Source organism: Pseudomonas sp. NPDC099000 (assembly GCF_044759925.1).
GTDB lineage: Bacteria > Pseudomonadota > Gammaproteobacteria > Pseudomonadales > Pseudomonadaceae > Aquipseudomonas.
This window is the reverse complement of sequence record NZ_JBIWAF010000020.1, coordinates 84,359-107,154: the sequence shown is the minus strand read 5'-3', so window position 1 is coordinate 107,154 and position 22,796 is coordinate 84,359. Positions and strand designations below refer to the sequence as shown.

The window sequence follows — 22,796 nt, the reverse complement described above, 5'->3', positions numbered from 1 at the left end:
CTATCAGTCTGACTCCACAAGCACCCACACGAATTGCTTGATTCAGTTGTTAAAGAGCGGTTGGTTAAGATCTTTCGTCTCAACCGAGGCGCGCATTCTACAGCAGCCTCTGTTGCTGTCAAGCGGTTATTTTCAGAAGTTTTCAAAGTTTCCTTTGCAACTTCAACCACTTGCGCTTCCGATCTCTCGTTAGCGGGAGGCGAATTCTACAGCGTTACTCGCTGCTGTCAACACCTCTTTTTCTCCGCTTTCGACCGAGAAGATCGAACCGTCAATCAAGCCAAACAACCCCGCTTGATCAACTCCTTCTGGGCTTCGATGACCTGAAGCAACTCGCTGTCGAAAACTGCGTAACTCTTTGTTTACCAAGGAGTTTTCCGTTTCGACTGCGCCGGAAGTGGGGCGAATTATAGACTTCCAGAATCTGCCGTCAACACCTAATTTGGCTTTTTTATCAATAACTTGCAGAAAGCCGGAAAACAGGCCGATTCCCTTCTATATAGGAAAGCAAAACCACTCCCTCTATATAGAAGGAATCTTCAGAGCACCCCTGCCTCTTTGAAAGCGGCGACCGTATCTGCGTCCAGACCCAACACCCGCTGCAGAACCTCCAGTGTGTGCTCGCCCAATAACGGAGGCGCATTACGATATTCCACCGGGGTTTCCGACAGACGAATAGGGCTCGCTACCTGCGGCACCATCCCAGCCAGCACATGGGGTAGCTCGATCGCCAAACCACGCGCCTTGACCTGAGGATCAGCAAACATTTGCGCCAAGTCGTTGATAGGTCCGCATGGCACACCCGCCTGCTCCAACTGCAACACCCATTCAGCCGTGGTCTTGAAAACCGTCGCCTGACGGATCAGCGGAATCAACACCGCACGATTCGCCACCCGCAGCTTGTTGGTCGCAAAGCGTGGGTCATCCGCCCACTGAGGCTGCCCAGCCACCTCCGCAAACTTGCGGAACTGCCCGTCATTACCCACGGTGAGGATGAAGTCGCCATCCGCCGTAGGAAAATCCTGATAAGGCACGATGTTCGGATGAGCATTACCCAAGCGCTTGGGCGCATTACCCGTAGTCAGATAGTTCATCGCCTGGTTGGCCAGACAGGCAACCTGAACATCAAGCAACGCCATATCGATATGCTGACCGCCACCGTCATGATCCCTATGGGCCAGCGCCGCAAGGATCGCCACCGTCGAATAGAGCCCGGTCAGGATGTCTGTCAGCGCCACACCGACTTTCACCGGCCCTGCGCCCTCATCCCCCTCAGGCCGACCGGTCAGACTCATCAGCCCACCCAGGCCCTGGATCATGAAGTCATAGCCCGCACGCTTGGCGTAAGGCCCGGTTTGGCCAAACCCGGTAATCGAGCAATAAATCAGATTCGGATTGATGGCTTTAAGCGATTCATAGTCCAACCCATAAGCCGCCAGGCCACCAACCTTGAAGTTCTCGATCAGGATGTCCGACTTGCCTGCCAGCTCACGCACCAGCTTTTGCCCCTCTGGACGCGTGAAGTCGATGGTCACCGATTGCTTGTTGCGATTGGCCGACAAGTAATAGGCGGCCTCGCTGGTGTTCTCGCCATAGGCGTCTTTCAGGAAGGGCGGCCCCCAGGCGCGCGTGTCGTCGCCATTGCCCGGGCGCTCGACCTTGATCACTTCGGCGCCAAGGTCCGCAAGGATCTGCCCGGCCCAAGGTCCGGCCAACACCCGCGATAAATCCAGTACCCGTAGATGCGAAAGCGCGCCCATGGACGTTCTCCTATTAGTAGAACGCCTGGATGCCGGTCTGCGCGCGGCCGAGGATCAGTGCATGGACGTCATGCGTACCTTCATAGGTATTCACCACTTCCAGGTTGACCAGGTGGCGGGCAACACCGAACTCATCGGAAATGCCGTTACCGCCCAACATGTCACGTGCCATGCGCGCGATGTCCAGGGACTTGCCGCAGGAGTTGCGCTTCATCATCGAGGTGATCTCGACGGCCGCTGTGCCTTCATCTTTCATACGACCCAGACGCAGGCAGCCTTGCAGCGCCAGGGTAATTTCGGTCTGCATGTCGGCCAGTTTCTTCTGGATCAGCTGAGTGGCAGCCAACGGGCGACCGAACTGCTGACGATCCAGGGTGTACTGGCGAGCGGTGTGCCAGCAGAATTCTGCTGCGCCCAGTGCGCCCCAGGAAATGCCGTAGCGCGCGGAGTTGAGGCAAGTAAAAGGGCCTTTCAACCCACGGACGTCAGGGAAGATGTTTTCTTCAGGGACAAATACGTTGTCCATGACGATCTCGCCAGTGATCGATGCACGCAAGCCAACCTTGCCGTGGATCGCCGGAGCACTCAGGCCTTTCCAGCCCTTCTCCAGAACGAAACCACGGATGTCGCCCGCATCGTCCTTGCCCCAGACCACGAACACATCGGCAATCGGGCTGTTGGTGATCCACATCTTGCTGCCGGTAAGGCTGTAGCCACCTTCCACTTTGCGTGCACGAGTAATCATCGCGCCCGGGTCGGAACCGTGGTTAGGCTCTGTCAGACCGAAGCAACCAATCCACTCGCCCGAGGCCAGTTTCGGCAGGTACTTCTGCTTCTGGGCTTCAGTGCCGAACTCATTGATCGGCACCATGACCAGCGAGGACTGCACACTCATCATCGAGCGATAGCCAGAGTCGACACGCTCGACTTCACGAGCGATCAGCCCGTAGCTGACGTAGTTCAGGCCGCTGCCACCGTACTGCTCGGGAATGGTCGCACCTAACAGGCCCACTTCGCCCATCTCGCGGAAGATCGCCGGATCGGTCTTTTCATGGCGGAAAGCTCCAAGCACGCGCGGTGCGAGCTTCTGCTGAGCGAATTGCTCGGCAGTGTCGCGGATCATGCGTTCTTCTTCGGTGAGCTGTTGATCCAGCAGCAGGGGATCGATCCAGTTGAAGCTAGCTTTACCGCCCATGAGTGTGTCCTCTCGAATCGGGTCAAATAACGTGGACTGATCCTAGGCCTGCCTCGGCATTACGGCAAACGAGGATTTTGCATACTGTTGTGCTAATTTCTCACTCCGTAACGTCGCGAAATAGCCTTTATGCGATGTATTAGTGAGGTTGGAGTACATGCGCCGGAAAATCCCTAGCACCACCGCCCTGATCAGCTTTGAAGCGGCAGCGCGCCACGAGAGCTTTACCAAAGCGGCGCAGGAGCTTTCGCTCACTCAAGGCGCCATTTGCCGACAGATCGCCAGTCTCGAGGAGTTCCTCAGCGTAGAACTTTTCCGACGCTCGCGGCGCGGAGTGAAGCTGACAGAAGCCGGACTTTCCTACAGCCGCCGTGTAGCCACCCAGCTCGACGCGGTTGAGCGGGACACTTTGTCCGTGATGGGGCAACAGGGCGCCAATGTGATCGAGTTGGCCGTCGTGCCGACCTTTGGCACCCAATGGCTGCTGCCACGGCTCAAGGACTTCCAGCACAAACACCCGGAAGTGACGGTCAACCTCACCAACCGCACACGCCCCTTCCTGTTTGCCGATACCGACTTCGATGCCGCGATTTACTTCGGTGATGCGGATTGGTCGGGTACCGAATCCCACAGGTTGATGGGCGAAAATCCGATGCCGGTATGCAGCCCCACGCTACTGGGCAAAAAAACCAGCCTGACACCCGATGAAATCGCCGAACTGCCCCTGCTGCAACAGACCACGCGTCCTTATGCCTGGCGCCAGTGGTTCAACTCTCAGAGCCTAAATGTCCCGCGTGACATGACAGGACCGCGCTACGAGCTATTCTCCATGCTTGCCCAAGCGGCGATGCACGACATGGGGATCGCGCTGATTCCGCCATTCCTGATTCAACGCGAACTGGCGGAGAAACGCCTGGTGATAGCCAACGCTCAAGCGCTGTCGAGCATCAAGGCCTATTACCTGATGATTCCAGAGCGAAAGATCGAATCGGCCTCTTTACGGGCATTTCGCGATTGGCTGGTCACCCAGGCACAAAGCTACAACCTAGAAGGATAAAGGCTTTCACGACTTAACTGACCCCGTAGTCAGCAAATACAAAGCCCTACAGATATACGTTTTTGTCGCATATTCGCAGACTGTACCGACAAGCAGTACAAACGTCCCACAAGTGCCTGCCGACGTGGCTTTGAGCCTCTATTCACCAGCAATGACGCCTCATTCACCGTGCCGATGTGTAAATTCTTGAAATTTGGCCAAAATCCTTACAAGGCACGGCCTGTAAGGGATTGAGGCGGTCGGTTGCGACATTCGGTCACGGGGTGACTTGTAGTTAATTTTCCGTCACCCGTCATAATCCCTTGAAGGGCACAAAGTTCGCCTGCAAAATGCCGCGCCCCGCCCAGATTTGGCGGGATCGTGCTGATCGGCCGCCCCAGCCGCACCATCCGAAGTGCCTGGGTTTACTCAATAAGATCACGCAGGAGATTTGACGTGCACATTGGTGTTCCTCTCGAAACCCAGACGGGTGAAACACGGGTTGCTGCAACCCCGGAAACCATCAAGAAGCTGATCGGCCAGGGTCATAAGGTCACTGTGCAAAGCGGCGCCGGCATTAACGCCAGCGTTGTCGACAGTGCCTATGAAGCGGCAGGCGCAATGATTGGCAGCGCCAACGATGCCTTTGGTGCCGAGCTGATTCTCAAGGTGGTCGCCCCCAGCGACAGCGAGCTGACGCTGATTAAAAGCGGCACTGTTGTGGTGGGCATGCTCAACCCGTTCAGCAATGAAACCATTGCCAGGCTGGCTGAGTGCGGCATTACCGCGTTCGCGCTGGAAGCGGCTCCGCGCACCTCCCGTGCTCAAAGCCTGGATGTGCTGTCCTCCCAAGCGAACATCGCCGGCTATAAAGCCGTGTTGCTAGCCGCTCACCACTACCCACGCTTCATGCCGATGCTGATGACGGCTGCGGGCACCGTGAAAGCGGCGCGCGTGCTGATTCTGGGCGCCGGCGTTGCGGGTTTGCAGGCGATCGCCACGGCCAAGCGTCTGGGCGCAGTGATCGAAGCGTCTGACGTTCGTCCTGCGGTGAAGGAGCAGATTGAATCCCTCGGCGCCAAGTTCGTCGACGTGCCGTATGAAACCGATGAAGAGCGCGAGTGCGCTGTCGGTGTCGGCGGTTACGCCCGGCCAATGCCCGCCAGCTGGATGCAACGCCAAGCCCTGGCCGTGCACGAACGCGCGAAGCAGGCTGACATCGTCATCACCACGGCACTGATCCCGGGCCGCAAGGCGCCGACGCTGTTGAGCGCGGAAACCGTGGCGCAGATGAAGCCTGGCTCGGTGGTCATCGACCTCGCGGCAGCCCAGGGTGGCAACTGCCCGCTGACCGTGGCCGACCAAGTCGTGATCGAGAATGGCGTGACCATTTGCGGCCCGACCAATCTGGCCGGCGCGGTCGCGGCAGACGCTTCGGCCCTGTACGCACGCAACCTGCTGGACTTCCTGAAGCTGGTCTTCAACAAAGAAGGCCAGTTCGAGATCAACCTCGAAGACGACATCGTCGCCGCGTGCCTGATGTGCCGCGACGGCCAAGTCATCCGCAAAAACGCCTAAGCAGGGATTCAGACGATGGAAGAGCTTATCTCCCCCGGTATCTACAACCTGATCATCTTCGTGCTGGCGATTTATGTCGGTTATCACGTGGTCTGGAACGTTACACCTGCACTGCACACGCCATTGATGGCGGTGACCAACGCGATCTCGGCGATCGTCATCGTCGGCGCCATGCTCGCTGCGGCTTTGACCGTGACGCCACTGGGCAAGACCATGGGCACCCTCGCGGTGGCTCTGGCGGCGGTGAACGTGTTCGGTGGCTTCCTGGTGACCCGCAGGATGCTTGAGATGTTCAAGAAAAAAGCCCCGAAAGCCGTAAAAGAAGAGGCGCCCAAGTAATGAGCATGAATCTTGTCACGACGCTCTACTTGATCGCGTCGATCTGCTTTATCCAGGCCCTCAAAGGCCTGTCGCACCCAACCACATCGCGACGCGGCAACGTGTACGGCATGCTCGGCATGGCGTTGGCGATCCTCACCACCGTGGGCCTCGTCTATAAGCTGGGCGCTGAGCTGGCCACCGCTGGTATCGGTTACGTCATCGTCGGCCTGCTGGTCGGCGGCACTGCCGGCTCGATCATGGCCAAGCGCGTTGAAATGACCAAGATGCCGGAACTGGTCGCGTTCATGCACAGCATGATCGGTATGGCCGCGGTGTTCATTGCGATCGCAGCTGTTGTTGAACCGCAATCCCTGGGCATCGTCAAGCAACTGGGCGATGCAATTCCTGCCGGTAACCGTCTGGAGCTATTCCTCGGCGCTGCCATCGGTGCAATCACCTTCTCCGGTTCGGTGATTGCTTTCGGCAAGCTGTCGGGCAAGTACAAGTTCCGCCTGTTCCAGGGCGCACCGGTACAGTTCAGTGGACAGCACAAGCTGAATCTGTTGCTTGGTCTTGCAACATTGGCGCTGGGTATCACCTTCATGCTGACCGGCAACCTCAGCGCCTTCGCGTTGATGCTGGCCCTGGCCTTCGTGCTGGGCGTGCTGATCATCATCCCGATCGGCGGCGCGGACATGCCGGTGGTGGTGTCGATGCTCAACAGCTACTCCGGCTGGGCCGCGGCGGGTATCGGCTTCTCGCTGAACAACTCGATGCTGATCATCGCCGGCTCCCTGGTGGGTTCGTCCGGTGCGATCCTCTCGTACATCATGTGCAAGGCGATGAACCGCTCCTTCTTTAATGTGCTGCTCGGCGGTTTCGGCAACACGGCGGACGCGGCGGGCCCGGCCGGCTCGAAAGAAGCCCGCCCGGTGAAATCCGGTTCGGCTGACGACGCGACCTTCCTGCTGACCAACGCCGACACCGTGATCATCGTTCCGGGCTACGGCCTGGCGGTAGCGCGGGCGCAGCACGCGCTGAAAGAGCTGACCGAGAAGCTGACCCATCGCGGTGTGACCGTGAAGTACGCGATCCACCCGGTTGCCGGTCGTATGCCTGGCCACATGAACGTATTGCTGGCCGAGGCCGAAGTGCCTTACGACCAGGTGTTCGAGATGGAAGACATCAACTCCGAGTTTGGCCAGGCCGACGTGGTGCTGGTATTGGGCGCCAACGACGTGGTCAACCCGGCCGCCAAGAACGACCCGAAATCGCCGATTGCCGGTATGCCGATTCTGGAAGCGTTCAAGGCCAAGACCATTATCGTCAACAAGCGCTCGATGGCCAGCGGCTATGCCGGTCTGGACAACGAACTGTTCTACCTCGACAAAACCATGATGGTCTTCGGCGACGCCAAGAAAGTCATCGAAGACATGGTCAAAGCTGTCGAGTAAAACCTGCTCCAACGCAATACCCAAAACCTCAGCCTTTAGTAGGCTGGGGTTTTTTTATTCCCCGTGAAACCCGACCAAAGGCTCTAAATCAGGCCTTTGCATTCGACCATGGTAGCGGGACGGATTTTTTTCAAATCACTAGACTGCACACCTTGCTTCCGTTGCCCGAGATAACCATCCATGTACCGTGATCGTATTCGCTTGCCTTCGTTGTTGGATAAGGTGATGAGCGCCGCTGACGCTGCCGCTCTGATTCAGGACGGCATGACCGTCGGCATGAGTGGCTTCACTCGCGCCGGCGAAGCCAAAGCCGTGCCCCACGCATTGGCCGAGCGCGCCAAAATCACCCCGCTGAAAATCACTTTGATGACCGGCGCCAGCCTGGGCAACGACCTGGATAAACAGCTCACCGAAGCCGGCGTACTGTCGCGACGCATGCCTTTCCAGGTCGATAGCACTTTGCGCAAGGCGATTAACGCCGGCGAAGTGATGTTCATTGACCAGCATCTCTCGGAAACCGTGGAGCAATTGCGCAACCAGCAGCTCAAGCTCCCGGACATCGCCGTGATTGAGGCCGTGGCGATCACCGAGCAGGGCCATATCGTGCCGACTACTTCGGTTGGCAACTCGGCGAGCTTCGCAATTTTCGCCAAACAGGTGATCGTCGAGATCAACCTCGCGCACAACCCGAACCTCGAAGGTCTGCACGACATCTATATCCCGACCTATCGGCCGACCCGCACGCCGATTCCCCTGGTAAAGGTCGACGATCGCATTGGCAGCACTGCCATCCCGATTCCGCCGGAGAAGATCGTCGCTATCGTGCTCACCAATCAGTCTGACTCGCCGTCCACTGTGCTGCCGCCGGACGTTGACACTCAGGCCATTGCCGACCATCTGATCGACTTCTTCAAGCAGGAAGTGGCTGCCGGGCGCATGACCAACAAGCTCGGCCCATTGCAGGCCGGTATCGGCACCATCGCCAACTCGGTGATGTGCGGACTGATCGATTCGCCATTCGAAGACCTGACCATGTACTCCGAGGTGCTTCAGGACTCGACCTTCGACCTGATCGACGCCGGCAAGCTGAGCTTTGCTTCGGGCAGTTCGATCACCCTTTCGAGCCGGCGCAATGCCGATGTTTTCGGCAACCTGGAGCGCTACAAGGACAAACTGGTTCTGCGGCCGCAGGAAATCTCGAACCATCCGGAAGTGGTGCGGCGCCTGGGCATCATCGGCATCAACACCGCGCTGGAATTCGACCTGTACGGCAACGTCAACTCCACCCACGTCTGCGGCACACGCATGATGAACGGCATCGGCGGTTCAGGGGACTTTGCGCGCAACGCGCACCTGGCGATCTTCGTTACCAAATCGATCGCCAAGGGTGGCGCGATCTCCAGCGTGGTGCCGATGGTCAGTCACGTCGACCATACCGAGCATGACGTCGACATCCTGGTGACGGAGATCGGCCTGGCCGACCTGCGCGGCCTGGCACCACGGGAGCGAGCACGGGTGATCATCGACAACTGTGTGCACCCGGACTATCGCCAGGCGCTGGATGACTACTTTACGGCGGCCTGCGCATTGGGCGGGCACACCCCGCATATCCTGCGCGATGCCCTGCGCTGGCACATCAACCTGGAAGAAACCGGGCGAATGCTGGCGGTCTGATTCAACGAAAAAACAGCTGACGCAAACACAGTTGCGTCAGCTGGCATTGGCCACAGTAGATTCTGCTTAAAACTGTACTGCTGTACTGGTCATTTCCTACCGTATTTGCCTACACATTCAAGCCAAAACCTCAAAATCGCACCAATGTAGTGCCGATAGGTACAGTTGCCTCAATTTCGACCAGTACACCCCCTATTAACAGTTAACTGGTCCCTCACAATACAGGTGAACTGTATCTACAGAGACTAGCCAAACGAGAGGATCATTGGCATCAGTTAAACCACTACCTAATCCCGCCACAAGCGGAAGGATGTCAACCATGGAACGTACACTCAGTTCCGAACTGTTCTTCGAAGATACCGCTGCAAAAACCCAGGCTTCCATGCCTCTTCGCGTTATTGCCAACCTGATGCTGTGGCAGCGCCGCATCTCCAGCCGCCATCAACTGGCCCGTCTGGATTCGCGTCTGCTGGCTGATGCCGGGATTAGCGAAGCACAACGCTACGAAGAGCTGAGCAAGCCGTTCTGGCGCTAAGTTAGCGTCGCTGGCTCTGACCCACCTGGTCCACCGCCAGCACTCCAAATTGAAAAAACAAAGCCCGTCGTGGGAAACCACGACGGGCTTTGTCGTTTTCGGCCTTGGTCGGTGGCCGCACAAAAGGAATAACCGACAATAAGTACAGTTTAAATATTTATCAGATTGAACCAGTACAATTTCACAGCGGTGTATCTGTAGGTCCAGACTCGCAACGCCCAACATGAAGTACTGACTCTCCGGCAAAAGGACTGCGCGCCATGGATAACTTACTGAATGTTTCTGTCCCCCGCCCTTCTAAAGAAGCCTCGACTCCACAGGCTTAAACGATTGCTGAAGTCGCTCGCCGCCGCCCATTAGAGAGCTCGCACCCGGCGTTTGGTGGGCCAGCTCAATGATCAGCAACTCTCAGACCTGGGCATCAGCCACGCCGATCAGCTCAATGAATTGGATAAACCGTTCTTGCCCTAGGGTCCTGCTTTAACGGAAGGGACTATTCGAACCGATAAAAGCAGGCCTAATATCAACTAGAACGTGGCGAGCGCTGTACGACAGGCGTCTGATCCAACAGCTGCCTCATCACCTCTCAATCGGTTATCCAAAGGAGTTACACCATGTCCCGTCTTCGTCTGCTCAGCGCTGCAGCCCTGCTTGCCGTGGCTGCCAATTCCCACGCGACCAGCTTCATCGTGACCACGGATGCCGTCGTCGGCGCGCTAAAGTCCAGTTCCGATGCAACCTCAGATGTCACTTCTTCCTTCCGCGATGACAAGATCGTGCGCGCTGCCCGTGACGACGCCGCCAGCTTCGTCGCCAGCGAAGGCGCCATTCGTGGCGTGAAACTGGAAAGCGCCCTCGACCACATTCGCCACCAGGCTCCTCAGCTGAACGCGACGGATGCACAGCTGGCCCAGGCCATCCTGACCATCTAAGCAACGCTGTCACGTGGGACACGCTTGTCGTGTCCCAATGTTTCGGCACTGGCTCTAGCCCGGGCATTGCGCTAGCCTTTGGACTCGTTTTCAGCAATCGAGTCTCATGCGTTTTCTTTCAAAACAGTTTTTCACCTCAGTATTTCTCGCGGCCTGCTGGTCGGGCCCGACCTATGCCTACGACGCGTTCAACCTGTCGACCCAAGGAATTGTGGTCACCGGTTACGCCACCAGCATGGTGACCGCCGCCCCCTTCGACCGTAAGCTGCTGATCGCGGCACACGATGACGCCGCGGCGTTCATTGCCAGCGACGGCCAATTACGCGGAGCGGCGCTTGAGTCCGCGCTGATTTACCTGCGCCTCAGCCAGGCAAAACTTCATGCAAGCGACCTTGAACTGGCGCAGGCAATTCTCGTCCAATAGTTATCCTTTGTCCTTGCGGAGTCGTTCCATGCGTAGCCCTCTGATTGCTGTTGCCCTTGGCCTGCTTTTATTGGCCGATGTGACCCAGGCGCACACCTTGGTCGCCACCAGTAACATCATCATCAATGCCACTCAGCGCACCCTGGATTTCACGTCCGATACCACCACGTCGATCCGCGATTCGAAGATCATCCGTGAAGCCCACGACGATGCGGCCAGTTTCGTTGCCAGTGATGGCGACATACGCGGCGCGCACCTTGAAGCGGCCATCAACACGTTGCGCACCCGCGTGCCGGAAGCCCGGGACGCGAGTGATCAGGTGCTCGCCGAAGCCATCCTCGCACTGTGAGGTCGCCAAGCGCCTGGCTGCTGGCCGGGCTGATGTTGCTGCTGTGCAACACGGCCCAGGCTGGCCTGCAATTACGGCTCAAGACCGAGGGTCTGAGCCCCGAACAACAGCAAGCCAGTCAAGCATTGCTCGATGAAGCCATGCAGGCCCTGCCGCCACGCTTCATCGAACAACTGGACCGGCGCATTGACGTCGGCTGGACCGACGACATGCCGAGCAATGCCTATGGCCAGGCATCGTTGGTGTCCGAACTCGACCTGAACCGTAACTTGCTCGTCAGCCTCACGGACGGCAGTGCCGCCACCAAGAAAACCTATCGCCCCCATGGCACCGTCCGCCGCGAGATGCTCGCAACGGTGTTGCACGAACTCACCCATATTTACGACCGTTCGCGCCTGTGGCCGGACGCGGAGCGCACGCTGATCCAGCGCTGTACCCGGCGCAACAACAGTTCCGGCCTGATTGGCATCCCGGATGAATGCCGTGGTCAATCCGACCGCCGCTTTACCCTGAGCGATGACCCGCGCCTGCTCGACCTGGCTGGCTGGCCGCAATACGTCGGTCGCCGTGGCGAGCGCGAGCAGCACAACCGGCAAATCGCCCGCAGCCCGGACATCTACGAAACAAGCAGCCCCAAAGAGTTTGTCGCGGTCAACATGGAGTATTTCCTCCTCGACCCGAGCTATGCCTGCCGTCGCCCCGCGCTGTATCGCTACTACAAAGAACATTTCGGCTGGGCGCCTGCCGCCAAGGACGTCTGCAGCAAATCCTTTGCCTTCCTCAATGCCGGCAACGACTTTGCCAAACAACCGCTGGGCCAGGTCGATCCGGAACGGGTGTACGCCGTCGACTATCTGCTAGCCGAAGCCAACCAGAACTGGGTCAGCCGCTGGGGACACAGCATGTTGCGCCTGGTGATCTGCGCGCCGGGCCGGCCCCGTGGGCCTGATTGTCGACTGGATCTCGACCAGCATCTGGTGTTGTCCTATCGCGCCTTCGTCGGCGACGTACAGCTCTCGAGCTGGGATGGACTGGTGGGTAAATACCCGTCGCGCCTGTTTGTATTGCCGTTGGCCCAAGTGATCGACGAGTACACCAAGACAGAACTGCGCAGCCTGGCCTCGGTACCGCTGAACCTGTCGCGCAACGAAATTGAAGACGTGGTGGAACACGCTGCCGAGATGCATTGGAGTTATGACGGCAACTACTATTTTCTGTCCAACAACTGCGCGGTGGAAGGCCTGAAACTGCTGCGCAGCGGCAGCAACAACGCGAAACTGGTCGGGCTCGACAGCATCATGCCCAACGGCTTGCTGGAAGTGATGAAGGGCCGCGGACTGGCGAATACCAGCGTTCTGGATGACCCACGCGAAGCGTTGCGCCTGGGTTATCGCTTCGACTCCTTCCGTGATCGTTATCAAGCGATGTTCGAAGTGCTGAAGAAGCACTTGCCGATCAAGCAGGAAAAAGTCGAAGACTGGCTGGCACTGAAAGCTGAAGAACGTCGGCAATGGTTTGAGCAGGCTGACCTGCGCACCAGTGCAGCGTTGCTGTTGCTGGAGCAGGCGAGCTTCCGTCAACAGTTGGTGCTGGCCCAGGATGAAGTGAAGCAGCGCTATCTGGGTGCTCGGGAATTGAAGAACGGCGGCATGGACAAGGCGAACGCGACCTTGCAGCAGATTCTCGCCAACAGCGGCTTCCTGAGTCGTCCAGCGGAGCTGCTCGGCACCGGCGGATATGGATTGCCCCAACCGAATGAATGGCAGCGCCTGGAATCGGAAAGCAGCCTGCGCCAGAAGCAGCTTCAAGTGCTGACCGGCGATCTGGACAAGGAAGTCAGAGCGCTGCTCGAACCGGGCCGTGCGGCCGAGATGGCCGCCAACGAAGCCAACCTGAAACAGGTGGGTGAACATTTGCGCAAATTGCATAAAGCCGCGGGCGGACTGGAGTTGCCATAAAAAAGAAGGCTTCGTGGATCATCCACGAAGCCTTCTTTTTGCCCGCACGTTAAATCAAAGCACGCCTTCCAGAATCTCATAGACGATCCCGGTTCCTACGGCGATCAGCACAATGTCGCCCCCGGCACGGCGCCATTCGTAGCCTGGGTAATACGGCAGCCGTCCCAAGGCACGATTGTCCAGGCGCTCACCGTAATAACCGTGAGGCAATGGCCGGCCGCGCACCAGATGAATGCCAGGCGGTGGCGGTGCGCCGCGTACAAAGTAGCCGTGGTTATCGTGGATAGTCTGACGCACTGGGCCGAAGTCCCGTGGTGGAGGGCCGCCGCGATGATTGTCCTGCGGGCCACGGTGGTCATTGCCATGATTATCGTAATAGCCCTGCTGCGGGCCGCCGCGGTCGTGATCGTCGCGCTGATCGGCGCTCGCATGCAGCAACGGCGTGGCGCTGAGCATCAGTACGCCCAGGCTGACAATCAGACGTTTCGGCATTTTCATCAGGTCTTTCCTCACTGCACATACAGCAAAAAGGGCTTCAGAACGTAGTCCTGAAGCCCTCGGTCTTGCTGTTTAGTCTGTGCCGCGAGGCTCTAATTCCTCTGTATCAGGAACTTTACCTTCAGCTGACGCGGGCTTTACGCACGCCTTCGGCCAGCGCCGAGCAAAGGCTCAACACGCCATCGATAGCCTGATCCGGAGTCGACGCATTGGCGATGTGATCGATCAATGCCGAACCCACCACCACACCATCGGCCAGACGCGCGATGGACGCCGCTTGCTCCGGTGTACGAATGCCGAAACCGATGCTGATCGGCAGGTCGGTGTGGCGACGCAGACGGGCAACCGCTTCTTCAACATGTTCCAGTGTCGCCGCGCCAGCGCCAGTCACACCGGCAACAGAGACGTAGTAGACGAAGCCCGAGCTGCCATTCAGAACGGTCGGCAGACGCACATCATCGGTGGTCGGCGTGGTCAGGCGAATGAAGTCCAGGCCCGCAGCCTGGGCCGGGTCGCACAGCTCACCGTTATGTTCCGGTGGCAGGTCGACCACGATCAAACCATCAACCCCGGCCTCTTTAGCGTCAGCAATGAAACGCGGCACGCCGTACATGTGGATCGGGTTGAAGTACCCCATCAGCACCAGTGGCGTGTCGGTATTGCCTTCACGGAACTCGCGCACCATTTGCAGGGTTTTCGCCAGGTTCTGCTTGGCGCCGAGGGCGCGGATGTTGGCCAACTGGATGGCCGGGCCGTCCGCCATCGGATCAGTGAAGGGCATGCCCAGCTCGATCACATCGGCGCCAGCACCGGGCAAGCCTTTGAGGATCGCCAGGGAAGTGTCATAACTCGGATCGCCAGCCGTGACGAAGGTCACCAGGGCGGCGCGATTCTGTTCCTTGAGTTCGGCAAAACGGGTTTGCAGGCGGCTCATCAGTGTTTCTCCTGCTGGGACTGCTCTTGTTTAGAGTTTTCCATGTGGTGCATCACGGTCTGCATGTCTTTGTCGCCGCGGCCGGACAGGTTGACCACCATCAGGTGATCTTTCGGCAGGGTCGGTGCGCGTTTGAACACTTCGGCCAGGGCGTGGGCGCTTTCCAGTGCCGGAATAATCCCTTCCAGACGGCAGCATTTGTGGAACGCGTCGAGGGCTTCGTCGTCGGTTACCGAGGTGTACTGAACGCGGCCGATGTCATGCAACCAGGCGTGTTCAGGGCCAATGCCTGGATAGTCGAGGCCGGCGGAAATCGAGTGAGCGTCGATGATCTGGCCATCGTCGTCCTGCAGCAAGAAAGTACGGTTGCCGTGCAGCACACCCGGAACGCCGCCGTTCAGGCTGGCGGCGTGTTTACCGGTTTCGATGCCGTAACCGGCGGCTTCCACACCAATGATCTCGACGCTTTTGTCATCAAGAAACGGGTGGAACAGGCCCATGGCGTTGGAACCGCCACCGATGCACGCCACCAGGCTGTCCGGCAGACGACCTTCCTGGGCTTGCAGTTGATCACGGGTTTCCTTGCCGATAACGGACTGAAAGTCGCGAACCATCGCAGGATAAGGATGCGGACCGGCCACGGTGCCGATCAGGTAGAAGGTGCTGTCGACGTTGGTCACCCAGTCGCGCAGCGCTTCGTTCATCGCGTCTTTCAGGGTGCCGGTGCCGGCGACGACCGGGATCACTTCGGCGCCCAGCAATTTCATGCGGAATACGTTGGCTTGCTGACGTTCGATGTCAGTGGTGCCCATGTAGATCACGCAATCCAGGCCGAAACGTGCAGCCACAGTCGCCGTTGCAACGCCGTGCATGCCGGCGCCGGTCTCGGCGATGATGCGTTTCTTGCCCATGCGCCGCGCCAGCAGGATCTGGCCGATGCAGTTGTTGATCTTGTGCGCGCCGGTGTGGTTCAGCTCTTCGCGCTTAAGGTAAATCTTTGCGCCGCCGCAGAATTCGGTCAGGCGTTCGGCGTAATACAGCGGGCTTGGACGTCCGACGTAGTCGCGCTGGAAGTAGGCCAATTCTTCTTTGAACGCCGGATCTTCCTTGGCCAATTCGTATTCACGGGCCAGGTCGAGGATCAACGGCATCAGGGTTTCGGCGACGTAACGGCCGCCGAACGAGCCAAACAGGCCGTTGGCGTCGGGGCCGTTGCGCAGATTAGTCTGGGTCATGGGTCGCTCCAGTGGGATTCGTGAGATGACAATGACGGTCACTCTACCCCTGACGCCCAAGCCTGAAAACCGATAAGATCGCCACAACCTGTCAGGAAAACTCACAGATCCCATGAGCCACGACCTTCCCCCGCTGAACGCCCTTCGCGCCTTCGAAGCCACAGCCCGGCTGAACAGCGTCAGTCAGGCTGCCGAACAGTTGCACGTCACTCATGGCGCGGTCAGCCGGCAACTCAAGGTGCTTGAAGAACACTTGGGTGTAAGCCTGTTCATCAAGGATGGACGCGGCCTGAAACTCACAGATGCCGGCGTGCGTTTGCGTGATGCCAGTGGGGAAGCCTTTGAGCGTCTGCGGACTGTGTGCGCAGAGCTGACCCAAAACACCGCCGACGCGCCGTTCGTACTGGGTTGCTCGGGCAGTTTGTTGGCGCGCTGGTTTATTCCACGCCTTGGACGACTTAATGCCGATCTGCCAGACCTGCGCCTGCACCTGTCGGCCGGGGAAGGCGATCTCGATCCTCGACGGCCGGGGCTCGATGCCCTGCTGGTGTTTGCGGAACCACCATGGCCGGCAGACATGCAAGTCTATGAGTTGGCCAGCGAACGAATCGGCCCGGTGATGAGCCCACGTTTCGCGGGTTACGAAAGGCTGCAAGGCGCTCCCGCCACAGCGTTATTGAACGAACCCTTGCTGCACACCACCTCGCGCCCACAGGCCTGGCCGAGCTGGGCACAGCAAAGCGGCCTCGACGCCAAGGCGTTGAAGTACGGTCAAGGTTTCGAGCATTTGTATTATTTGCTGGAAGCCGCAGTGGCGGGCCTGGGGGTGGCGATTGCACCGGAGCCGCTGGTGACTGAGGACTTGAAGGCCGGTCGCCTGGTTGCACCTTGGGGATTCAGTGAAACCCCGGCGCAACTGGCCTTGTGGCTACCCAAGCGCGCCGCGGACGGGCGCGCTCGGCAGTTGGCGCAGTGGCTCAAGACTGAGCTGCGCCAGACCGATTAGTCGCCGCGTTTGAACAGCAGGTACGCCGCGAGCAGACCCAGTGCGCCCACAGCGACGCCCGCGGTGGTCCAAGGGTGTTCCTGGGCGTAGTCCCGAGTGGCAATCCCGGTTTCGCGGGTTTTGACTTTGACTTCTTCATACGCATCGCTAAGCAGATGGCGCGAATGCTTCAGCGCGTTCTCGGCGTTGCCTTTCAGCGCTTTGAGGGTTTTACGCGACTCGTCCGAGGCGTCGTCTTTCAGGTTTTCCAAAGATTTCAGCAGACTCTCGATCTCGGCTTCCATGCTTTGCAATGAGGCTTTACGTAAAGAGGTGTTGGCCATGGTGGCTCTCCTTCATTGATGATGAGTAGCGTGTGTTGGTTGGGACTTCAGGGGTTCGAGAAAGTGCAGTAAATCTGAACTTCTGCATTGCAAGAGCCGACAGAAGTAATACGAAAAATCACTGCTAGGCTGTAAATCACACCCAAGGAGAACGCCATGACTGACCACCACACCTACAAGAAAGTCGAGCTTGTCGGCTCGTCCACCACCAGCATTGAAGACGCCATCAACAACGCATTGGCCGAGGCCAGCAAAAGTCTCAAGCACATGGAATGGTTCGAAGTGACCGAAACCCGCGGGCACATCAAGGACGGCAAGGCCGCCCACTTTCAGGTAACGCTTAAGGTCGGGTTCCGGATTGCCAGCAGCTGAGTTTGAGCTAGTCTTCTGAACTTGCGCGCTGGCCGAATGCCATAGGGAAATAGCAAAGCGCTACATGAGTGCCTCCGGCTGATGGCTGGAAGCTCCCTTTGATCCGACCAGGGAATGCGACCGATGAAGCATTTTATTTTAGCGGTAGGTTTGTTGAGCCTTGCGGGTACAGCGTTTGCTGCTGGCAAATCGTGCGAAGAGCTGAAAGCCGAAATCGCGGCGAAACTTGATGCCAAGGGCGTTGCCGGTTATTCACTGGAAATCGTCGAGAAAGGCGCTGCCGCCGACGGGAAAGTCGTCGGCACCTGTGAAAAAGGCTCTAAGCAAATCGTCTACAAGCAGGGCTGACCTCCCTCCAAAGTAAAAAAGCCGACGCAATGACGTCGGCTTTTTTGTGCTCGCTATTTGAGCGTCAGCCCTTCATGACCTGCGCCAGCAGCTCATAGGAATGCACCCGATCCGCATGTTCGTACAGGTCGCAGGTGAAAATCAGTTCATCTGCCTGAGTCTGCTCGATCAGCACCTCAAGCTTGGCGCGGATTTTCTGCGGGCTCCCCACCATCGCCAGTCCGAGGAAATCGCCAACGGCTTCTTTCTCATGGGGCAGCCACAAGCCATCCATGGTTTTCACCGGCGGGCGCTGCACCAGGCTTTGGCCACGCATCAACGCCAGGATGCGCTGATAGACCGAAGTCGCCAGGTAGTCCGCCTGTTCGTCAGTGTCAGCGGCCACCAGCGGCACACCGAGCATCACATAAGGCTTATCCAGCACCGCCGAAGGCTTGAAGTGATTGCGGTAGACGCGAATCGCCTCATGCATGAAGCGCGGTGCGAAATGCGAGGCGAAGGCGTAGGGCAAACCGCGTTCGCCAGCCAGTTGTGCACTGAATAGACTCGAACCCAGCAGCCAGACAGGGACATTGGTGTCGGTGCCCGGCATGGCGATAATCCGCTGGTCAGGCGTGCGTGGACCGAGGTAACGCATCAACTCCGCGACGTCTTCCGGAAACTCGTCGGCGCTGCCGGATCGTTCGCGACGCAGGGCGCGGGCCGTCATTTGATCGGAACCGGGGGCGCGGCCCAGGCCCAGATCGATCCGGCCCGGATACAGACTTTCGAGGGTGCCAAATTGCTCCGCGATCACCAGCGGCGCGTGGTTGGGCAGCATCACGCCGCCGGAGCCGACACGAATGGTCGAAGTGCCACCGGCCAGGTAACCGAGCAGTACCGAGGTCGCCGAACTGGCGATGCCGTCCATGTTGTGGTGTTCGGCAACCCAGAAGCGGTTGTAGCCGAATTTTTCGACATGCTGTGCCAGGTCCAGGGAATTACGCAGCGACTGGGCCGCGCTGCCGTTCTCTCGCACGGGCACCAGATCAAGGGTCGAGAACTTGATATCGGACAGTCGTTTCATAAGCCTGCTTCTCCAAGGGTGGGCGCAGGTTTTTCTTGCGAACGAAAACCTGCCGAATCTATAAGCGTGCTTCATGCAATGAGGGCATATACCCGAGTTTCAATAGCCAGACGAAAAAAACCTACGAAAACGGTAGGACTAATGAGATGAGGTGAACTTTGCACCACCGTCTATCCTCAGAACCCTAGCAACCGAAAACCACGAAGGTGCGACGTTTCGCACCGGATCTTGAGGAGGCAGACATGGCTATTACGAAGAAAGCATCGGCTCATTGGGAAGGTGATCTGAAAACCGGCATCGGCTCGATCTCCACTGAAACCGGCGTGCTCAGAGAAGCGCCGTACGGCTTCAAGGCACGTTTCGAAGGCGGCAAAGGCACCAATCCGGAAGAGCTGATCGGCGCGGCGCATGCGGGATGTTTCTCAATGGCGTTTTCGATGATTCTGGGCGATGCCGGGCTCAAGGCTGACAGCATCGATACCAATGCCGAAGTCACTTTGGATCAGGTCGATGGTGGTTTTGCGATCACTGCGGTGAAACTGATCCTCAAGGCGAAAATCCCCGGGGCCACTCAGGCGCAGTTCGAGGAGCTGAGCAACAAGGCCAAAGAAGGCTGCCCGGTGTCCAAAGTGTTGAATGCGAAGATCAGTCTGGATGCGACGTTGGTTAGCTGATGATCATGCGCTGAATGTACTGACGCCTTCGCGAGCAGGCTTGCTCCCACATATGGAATGCATCCTAAAAGCGGGAGCAAACCTGCTCGCGAAGGCGATCTTGTAAGCGACACCCTCCCAACGGCTAAACCTGCGCTTTGTGAGCGATGTCAGAACTCGCTTTGCCAAACTGTGGTCGAATAAATGACAGCAGCAAAAACGCAGCCCCCTGCGCGCTGCCTCAATGGAGCTTCAACCATGAAACGTTTTGCCTTGGCGATTATCTGTTGTGCGCTGGCCACCTCGGCCCTGGCGGCACCGAAATCATGCGAAGAACTCAAGGCCGAGATTGAGGCCAAGATCCAGGCCAATAACGTCTCGTCCTACACCCTGGAAATCGTCACCAATGACGAAGTTCACGATAAGAACATGGTCGTTGGCTCGTGCGAAAACGGCACCAAGAAAATCATCTATCAGAAGAACGACCGCTGATCCGCCTCACATGAGGCAGTAAGACTCTCGATCTTCTGCGACGATTTCCCGCTTGGCGTTGTACAACCGGGCACCGGGAGTAAACGCTATGGAACGGCCTTCCAGCACATAACGCTGGCCGGCTTCGAAATGATCGTAGTTGATCGTCAGGTAGCACAGCCGTTCCGAGGGACCGTTCATCACACCTAATCCCCCACCACCGGGCACTTCAAAGTCGAATCTGACCACCAGTTCATGGCTGCCGGGCGTCACCTGGAAATAACGCCCGTCACGCAATCGCTGCTTGTCCAGTCGCTCCGCCATCAGCAACTTGTCGTTGGGGAATGGTGTCGAGAATTCGATCCAGGCCATCTGCGGATTAACCGCCGGCAACGGGCTCTGGCAGCCAGCAACCAAACCTGCCGCGAGCAACAGCATCAACCTGCGCATGATGAATGTCCCAAAGGATGTTCATTCAGCATAACGCCGATTAGCTACGTTGGCAGCCCGCCGGCGTGCCTTGACCAATCACTTTTCGTTGCTGGTCATAGAGCTTTGCCCACGGCCGGAAGCCGATATTCCCCGCTTGCAGCTGATACCGCTGACCGGCATTGAAATCGTTGAATTTCACATTTAGCTGGCAGTCACGCCACAGCGGCTCGGCGTCGGGGCCGATGTTGGTGGGCTGGACCGGAAACTGGTAACGCACCGTCAGCTCATGACTGCCCGGATGCACTTCGAAATAGCGCTTGTCGGTAGAGGCCTTGTCATCGACTTCCAGCGCTTGCAGGGCGGTGTCTTCTTGCTGTGAGTCCAGGTCGATCCACGCTTGCGACGGATCGTGATGAGGTAATCCAAATCCGGCACAGCCGGTCAGCATCAACAAGCCTCCCGTCAGCATCAATTTGCGCATAGCGGAGCTCCAGTCAGGCGGGATAGTCTTGCGGGCAGACTCTCCAGGGATGATTTTATTTTGATCAGGCCGCTTCCAAGCCTTGGGTTACTTGATCGCGTTTTGCGGTTTTTGTTTCCGGGTGTGTTGCTTTTATTACTCAGTGGTTGCGCAGGCGTCAGCTATTACAGCCAATTGGCCAGTGGACAGCTGCAATTGCTGCGGGCCAGGGAGCCGGTGGCCGACGTGCTTGCCGATCCGTCTCGCGATCCGATGCTGCGTGCGCACCTGACCCAATCGCAAAAGGCCCGGACATTCGCCAGTCAACAGCTGCATCTGCCAGATAACCAGAGCTACCGTCTGTACGCCGACATTGGCCGGCCGTTCGTGGTCTGGAACGTCTTTGCCACGCCGGAATTTTCCCTGACACCGCAAAACCATTGCTTCCCCATCGCCGGTTGCGTCGCCTATCGCGGCTATTACAGCCAGAGTGCCGCCCGCGGCGAAGCTGCCTTGCAACGTTTGAAAGGTATGGACGTGTCGATTGGCGGCGTCGAGGCCTATTCGACGCTCGGCTGGTTCAACGATCCGATTCTCAGCTCAATGATGGGTTGGGGCGACGAGCGGCTGGCGACGCTGATCTTCCATGAGCTCGCGCACCAGCGTTTTTATGTGAAGGACGACACCGAGTTCAACGAGTCTTTCGCCACCTTCGTCGAGCAGGAAGGCACCCGGCAATGGCGTGCATCGCGTGGTCTGGCACCGGACGACGGCGCACAGGCGCAGCAGCGGGACCTGTTCATTCAATTGGTTCTGGACACTCGCACGCGACTCGAAAAGCTCTACGCGCTGCCGCTGCCCACCGACCAGATGCGCCAGCGCAAAGCAGCGGAGTTCGAGCGACTGCGTCTTGAATATCGACAACTGCGCGACAGCCGCTGGGCCGGGGATAAACGCTATGACGCGTGGATCAATGCGCCGATGAACAACGCCCGGTTATTGCCGTTTGGATTGTATGACCAATGGGTGCCGGCGTTTGCAGCGTTGTTCGGGCAGGAGGGTGGGGATTGGCTGAAGTTTTATGCGGCCGTCGAGAAGCTGGGGGCGATGCCGGTGGTTGAGCGCAAGGTGGCATTGAAGGCTTTGGCGGGTTCATAAAATCTGGTGGCTGGGCGGGCCTCTTCGCGGGCAAGCCTCGCTCCTACGGGATCTACGTTGCTTTTGTAGGAGCGAGGCTTGCCCGCGAAGGCGTTTTCAACCTCACAACCAGATCGCATCCCACAGCGGATAATCTCCGACCCTCTTGACCAAGCCAGCTCGCAACGGATTGGCGACGATATAGCGAGCAACCGCCTGTAGATCCTCTTCCTTCCGAATGGCGCGATCGTGATAGCCATGTTGCCAAACCGGACCTTGGCGGCCTGCCGAGCGATTAAGCGTTACTGCGATGCGTGATTTGGTTCGAGCCATCAACTTGGATAGCTGAGTATTCTGTAACTCGATCAGCCAATGGAAATGATCGGGCATGACGACCCAGGCCAGTGACGTCGCAAACCCTTCTTGCTCAGCAGTTTTCAGGGCATCGACTACCAGTCGCCCACTCTTGAAGTCATGGAACAACGGTTGCCGGTTCAAAACGACGGCTGTCAGAAGGTAAATCTGTCCGGGCTCCGAATATCGGCCGGTGCGCAATCGATGAGCATGTTTTAGCTCTGACATTCATGATCCTCCTTGATCGTGACCTCAGACTTTGAGCCTAGGACGATTAGAAGGGACTTGGGT

At 58.1% G+C, this 22,796-nt stretch carries 27 protein-coding genes; 17 read left to right on the top strand and 10 right to left on the bottom strand.

Annotated elements, in window-relative coordinates:
* Positions 1 to 539 precede the first annotated feature (539 nt).
* Both ACIQV9_RS21240 and ACIQV9_RS21235 read right to left on the bottom strand, forming a co-directional pair.
* Positions 540 to 1,760 carry a CaiB/BaiF CoA transferase family protein gene (locus ACIQV9_RS21240; RefSeq protein ID WP_403105406.1) on the bottom strand — a complete coding sequence of 407 codons (1,221 nt, stop codon included), beginning with the start codon at positions 1,758 to 1,760 and terminating at the stop codon, positions 540 to 542.
* 13 nt (positions 1,761 to 1,773) lie between these two features.
* The gene (locus ACIQV9_RS21235; RefSeq protein ID WP_403105405.1) at positions 1,774 to 2,955 is read right to left on the bottom strand and encodes an acyl-CoA dehydrogenase; all 1,182 of its coding nucleotides are present in this window, start codon (positions 2,953 to 2,955) and stop codon (positions 1,774 to 1,776) included.
* A gap of 157 nt (positions 2,956 to 3,112) precedes the next feature.
* Here ACIQV9_RS21235 and ACIQV9_RS21230 point away from each other — a divergent pair, with 157 nt between their 5' ends.
* The 11 genes from ACIQV9_RS21230 (at position 3,113) to ACIQV9_RS21180 (ending at position 13,216) form a co-directional block, all read left to right on the top strand.
* The gene (locus tag ACIQV9_RS21230) at positions 3,113 to 4,012 is read left to right on the top strand and encodes a LysR family transcriptional regulator (protein ID WP_403105402.1); all 900 of its coding nucleotides are present in this window, start codon (positions 3,113 to 3,115) and stop codon (positions 4,010 to 4,012) included.
* 435 nt (positions 4,013 to 4,447) lie between these two features.
* Complete coding sequence (locus ACIQV9_RS21225) at positions 4,448 to 5,569, top strand: Re/Si-specific NAD(P)(+) transhydrogenase subunit alpha (protein WP_403105400.1); 1,122 nt, start codon at positions 4,448 to 4,450, stop codon at positions 5,567 to 5,569.
* A gap of 15 nt (positions 5,570 to 5,584) precedes the next feature.
* Positions 5,585 to 5,908, top strand: coding sequence for an NAD(P) transhydrogenase subunit alpha (locus ACIQV9_RS21220; RefSeq protein ID WP_003187010.1), 324 nt, complete (start codon positions 5,585 to 5,587; stop codon positions 5,906 to 5,908).
* The gene (locus tag ACIQV9_RS21215; protein WP_403105396.1) at positions 5,908 to 7,344 is read left to right on the top strand and encodes an NAD(P)(+) transhydrogenase (Re/Si-specific) subunit beta; all 1,437 of its coding nucleotides are present in this window, start codon (positions 5,908 to 5,910) and stop codon (positions 7,342 to 7,344) included. Before ACIQV9_RS21220 ends, ACIQV9_RS21215 begins: the two co-directional genes overlap by 1 nt.
* 180 nt (positions 7,345 to 7,524) lie before the next feature.
* Positions 7,525 to 9,018 (top strand): acetyl-CoA hydrolase/transferase family protein, encoded by a 1,494-nt coding sequence (locus tag ACIQV9_RS21210; RefSeq protein WP_403105393.1) that lies wholly within the window; start codon positions 7,525 to 7,527, stop codon positions 9,016 to 9,018.
* A gap of 319 nt (positions 9,019 to 9,337) precedes the next feature.
* Positions 9,338 to 9,553: a DUF1127 domain-containing protein gene (locus ACIQV9_RS21205; protein ID WP_007902752.1), complete on the top strand. Its 216-nt coding sequence runs from the start codon at positions 9,338 to 9,340 to the stop codon at positions 9,551 to 9,553.
* A 381-nt stretch (positions 9,554 to 9,934) separates the two neighbouring features.
* Complete coding sequence (locus ACIQV9_RS21200) at positions 9,935 to 10,024, top strand: hypothetical protein (RefSeq protein ID WP_403105389.1); 90 nt, start codon at positions 9,935 to 9,937, stop codon at positions 10,022 to 10,024.
* Positions 10,025 to 10,167: 143 nt separating this feature from the next.
* The gene (locus tag ACIQV9_RS21195; protein ID WP_010465729.1) at positions 10,168 to 10,485 is read left to right on the top strand and encodes a DUF2388 domain-containing protein; all 318 of its coding nucleotides are present in this window, start codon (positions 10,168 to 10,170) and stop codon (positions 10,483 to 10,485) included.
* A gap of 106 nt (positions 10,486 to 10,591) precedes the next feature.
* Positions 10,592 to 10,909 carry a DUF2388 domain-containing protein gene (locus tag ACIQV9_RS21190; protein ID WP_403105385.1) on the top strand — a complete coding sequence of 106 codons (318 nt, stop codon included), beginning with the start codon at positions 10,592 to 10,594 and terminating at the stop codon, positions 10,907 to 10,909.
* A gap of 28 nt (positions 10,910 to 10,937) precedes the next feature.
* Positions 10,938 to 11,258 (top strand): DUF2388 domain-containing protein, encoded by a 321-nt coding sequence (locus ACIQV9_RS21185; protein ID WP_094469762.1) that lies wholly within the window; start codon positions 10,938 to 10,940, stop codon positions 11,256 to 11,258.
* Positions 11,255 to 13,216, top strand: a complete 1,962-nt coding sequence (locus tag ACIQV9_RS21180; protein ID WP_403105382.1) for a DUF4105 domain-containing protein — start codon at positions 11,255 to 11,257, stop codon at positions 13,214 to 13,216. The genes ACIQV9_RS21185 and ACIQV9_RS21180 overlap by 4 nt, the downstream gene beginning before the upstream one ends.
* Positions 13,217 to 13,270: 54 nt before the next feature.
* Here ACIQV9_RS21180 and ACIQV9_RS21175 read toward each other — a convergent pair whose 3' ends face one another.
* From ACIQV9_RS21175 to trpB, 3 genes are all read right to left on the bottom strand, one after another.
* Entirely contained in the window at positions 13,271 to 13,714 is a 444-nt protein-coding gene (locus tag ACIQV9_RS21175; protein WP_403105380.1) for an anti-virulence regulator CigR family protein, read from the bottom strand.
* Between the two features lie 121 nt (positions 13,715 to 13,835).
* Entirely contained in the window at positions 13,836 to 14,648 is an 813-nt protein-coding gene (trpA, locus tag ACIQV9_RS21170) for a tryptophan synthase subunit alpha (protein WP_403105377.1), read from the bottom strand.
* Positions 14,648 to 15,883, bottom strand: a complete 1,236-nt coding sequence (gene trpB / locus ACIQV9_RS21165; protein ID WP_403105374.1) for a tryptophan synthase subunit beta — start codon at positions 15,881 to 15,883, stop codon at positions 14,648 to 14,650. The genes trpA and trpB overlap by 1 nt, the downstream gene beginning before the upstream one ends.
* Before the next feature lie 112 nt (positions 15,884 to 15,995).
* Here trpB and ACIQV9_RS21160 point away from each other — a divergent pair, with 112 nt between their 5' ends.
* Positions 15,996 to 16,889 carry a LysR family transcriptional regulator gene (locus ACIQV9_RS21160; RefSeq protein WP_403105371.1) on the top strand — a complete coding sequence of 298 codons (894 nt, stop codon included), beginning with the start codon at positions 15,996 to 15,998 and terminating at the stop codon, positions 16,887 to 16,889.
* On the opposite strand, the gene ACIQV9_RS21155 is transcribed toward ACIQV9_RS21160, so the two are convergent.
* The gene (locus tag ACIQV9_RS21155) at positions 16,886 to 17,212 is read right to left on the bottom strand and encodes a YqjD family protein (RefSeq protein WP_010465712.1); all 327 of its coding nucleotides are present in this window, start codon (positions 17,210 to 17,212) and stop codon (positions 16,886 to 16,888) included. The two genes, ACIQV9_RS21160 and ACIQV9_RS21155, sit on opposite strands and share 4 nt — an antisense overlap.
* A gap of 156 nt (positions 17,213 to 17,368) precedes the next feature.
* On the opposite strand from ACIQV9_RS21155, the gene ACIQV9_RS21150 reads away from it, so the two are divergent.
* Both ACIQV9_RS21150 and ACIQV9_RS21145 read left to right on the top strand, forming a co-directional pair.
* The gene (locus tag ACIQV9_RS21150; RefSeq protein ID WP_310263027.1) at positions 17,369 to 17,584 is read left to right on the top strand and encodes a dodecin; all 216 of its coding nucleotides are present in this window, start codon (positions 17,369 to 17,371) and stop codon (positions 17,582 to 17,584) included.
* 123 nt (positions 17,585 to 17,707) lie between these two features.
* A complete protein-coding gene (locus ACIQV9_RS21145; RefSeq protein ID WP_403105366.1) occupies positions 17,708 to 17,932 on the top strand; it encodes a DUF1161 domain-containing protein in 225 nt (74 codons plus the stop codon).
* 64 nt (positions 17,933 to 17,996) lie between these two features.
* On the opposite strand, the gene ACIQV9_RS21140 is transcribed toward ACIQV9_RS21145, so the two are convergent.
* Positions 17,997 to 18,998, bottom strand: coding sequence for an LLM class flavin-dependent oxidoreductase (locus tag ACIQV9_RS21140; protein WP_403105363.1), 1,002 nt, complete (start codon positions 18,996 to 18,998; stop codon positions 17,997 to 17,999).
* Positions 18,999 to 19,240: 242 nt separating this feature from the next.
* Here ACIQV9_RS21140 and ACIQV9_RS21135 point away from each other — a divergent pair, with 242 nt between their 5' ends.
* Together ACIQV9_RS21135 and ACIQV9_RS21130 are read left to right on the top strand one after the other, a co-directional pair.
* A complete protein-coding gene (locus ACIQV9_RS21135) occupies positions 19,241 to 19,672 on the top strand; it encodes an OsmC family protein (RefSeq protein WP_008152515.1) in 432 nt (143 codons plus the stop codon).
* A 237-nt stretch (positions 19,673 to 19,909) separates the two neighbouring features.
* Positions 19,910 to 20,143: a DUF1161 domain-containing protein gene (locus ACIQV9_RS21130; RefSeq protein WP_403105360.1), complete on the top strand. Its 234-nt coding sequence runs from the start codon at positions 19,910 to 19,912 to the stop codon at positions 20,141 to 20,143.
* A gap of 6 nt (positions 20,144 to 20,149) precedes the next feature.
* Here the strand turns inward: ACIQV9_RS21130 and ACIQV9_RS21125 are convergent, their stop codons facing one another.
* Both ACIQV9_RS21125 and ACIQV9_RS21120 read right to left on the bottom strand, forming a co-directional pair.
* Positions 20,150 to 20,572, bottom strand: a complete 423-nt coding sequence (locus ACIQV9_RS21125) for a hypothetical protein (RefSeq protein WP_403105357.1) — start codon at positions 20,570 to 20,572, stop codon at positions 20,150 to 20,152.
* 40 nt (positions 20,573 to 20,612) lie between these two features.
* Positions 20,613 to 21,035, bottom strand: a complete 423-nt coding sequence (locus ACIQV9_RS21120; RefSeq protein WP_403105354.1) for a hypothetical protein — start codon at positions 21,033 to 21,035, stop codon at positions 20,613 to 20,615.
* Positions 21,036 to 21,095: 60 nt separating this feature from the next.
* Between ACIQV9_RS21120 and ACIQV9_RS21115 the strand changes: the two genes are divergently transcribed.
* A complete protein-coding gene (locus ACIQV9_RS21115; RefSeq protein ID WP_403105351.1) occupies positions 21,096 to 22,172 on the top strand; it encodes an aminopeptidase in 1,077 nt (358 codons plus the stop codon).
* A 102-nt stretch (positions 22,173 to 22,274) separates the two neighbouring features.
* On the opposite strand, the gene ACIQV9_RS21110 is transcribed toward ACIQV9_RS21115, so the two are convergent.
* On the bottom strand, positions 22,275 to 22,733 hold the full coding sequence (locus ACIQV9_RS21110) for an REP-associated tyrosine transposase (protein ID WP_403105349.1): 459 nt from the start codon (positions 22,731 to 22,733) through the stop codon (positions 22,275 to 22,277).
* Between the last annotated feature and the right edge of the window lie 63 nt (positions 22,734 to 22,796).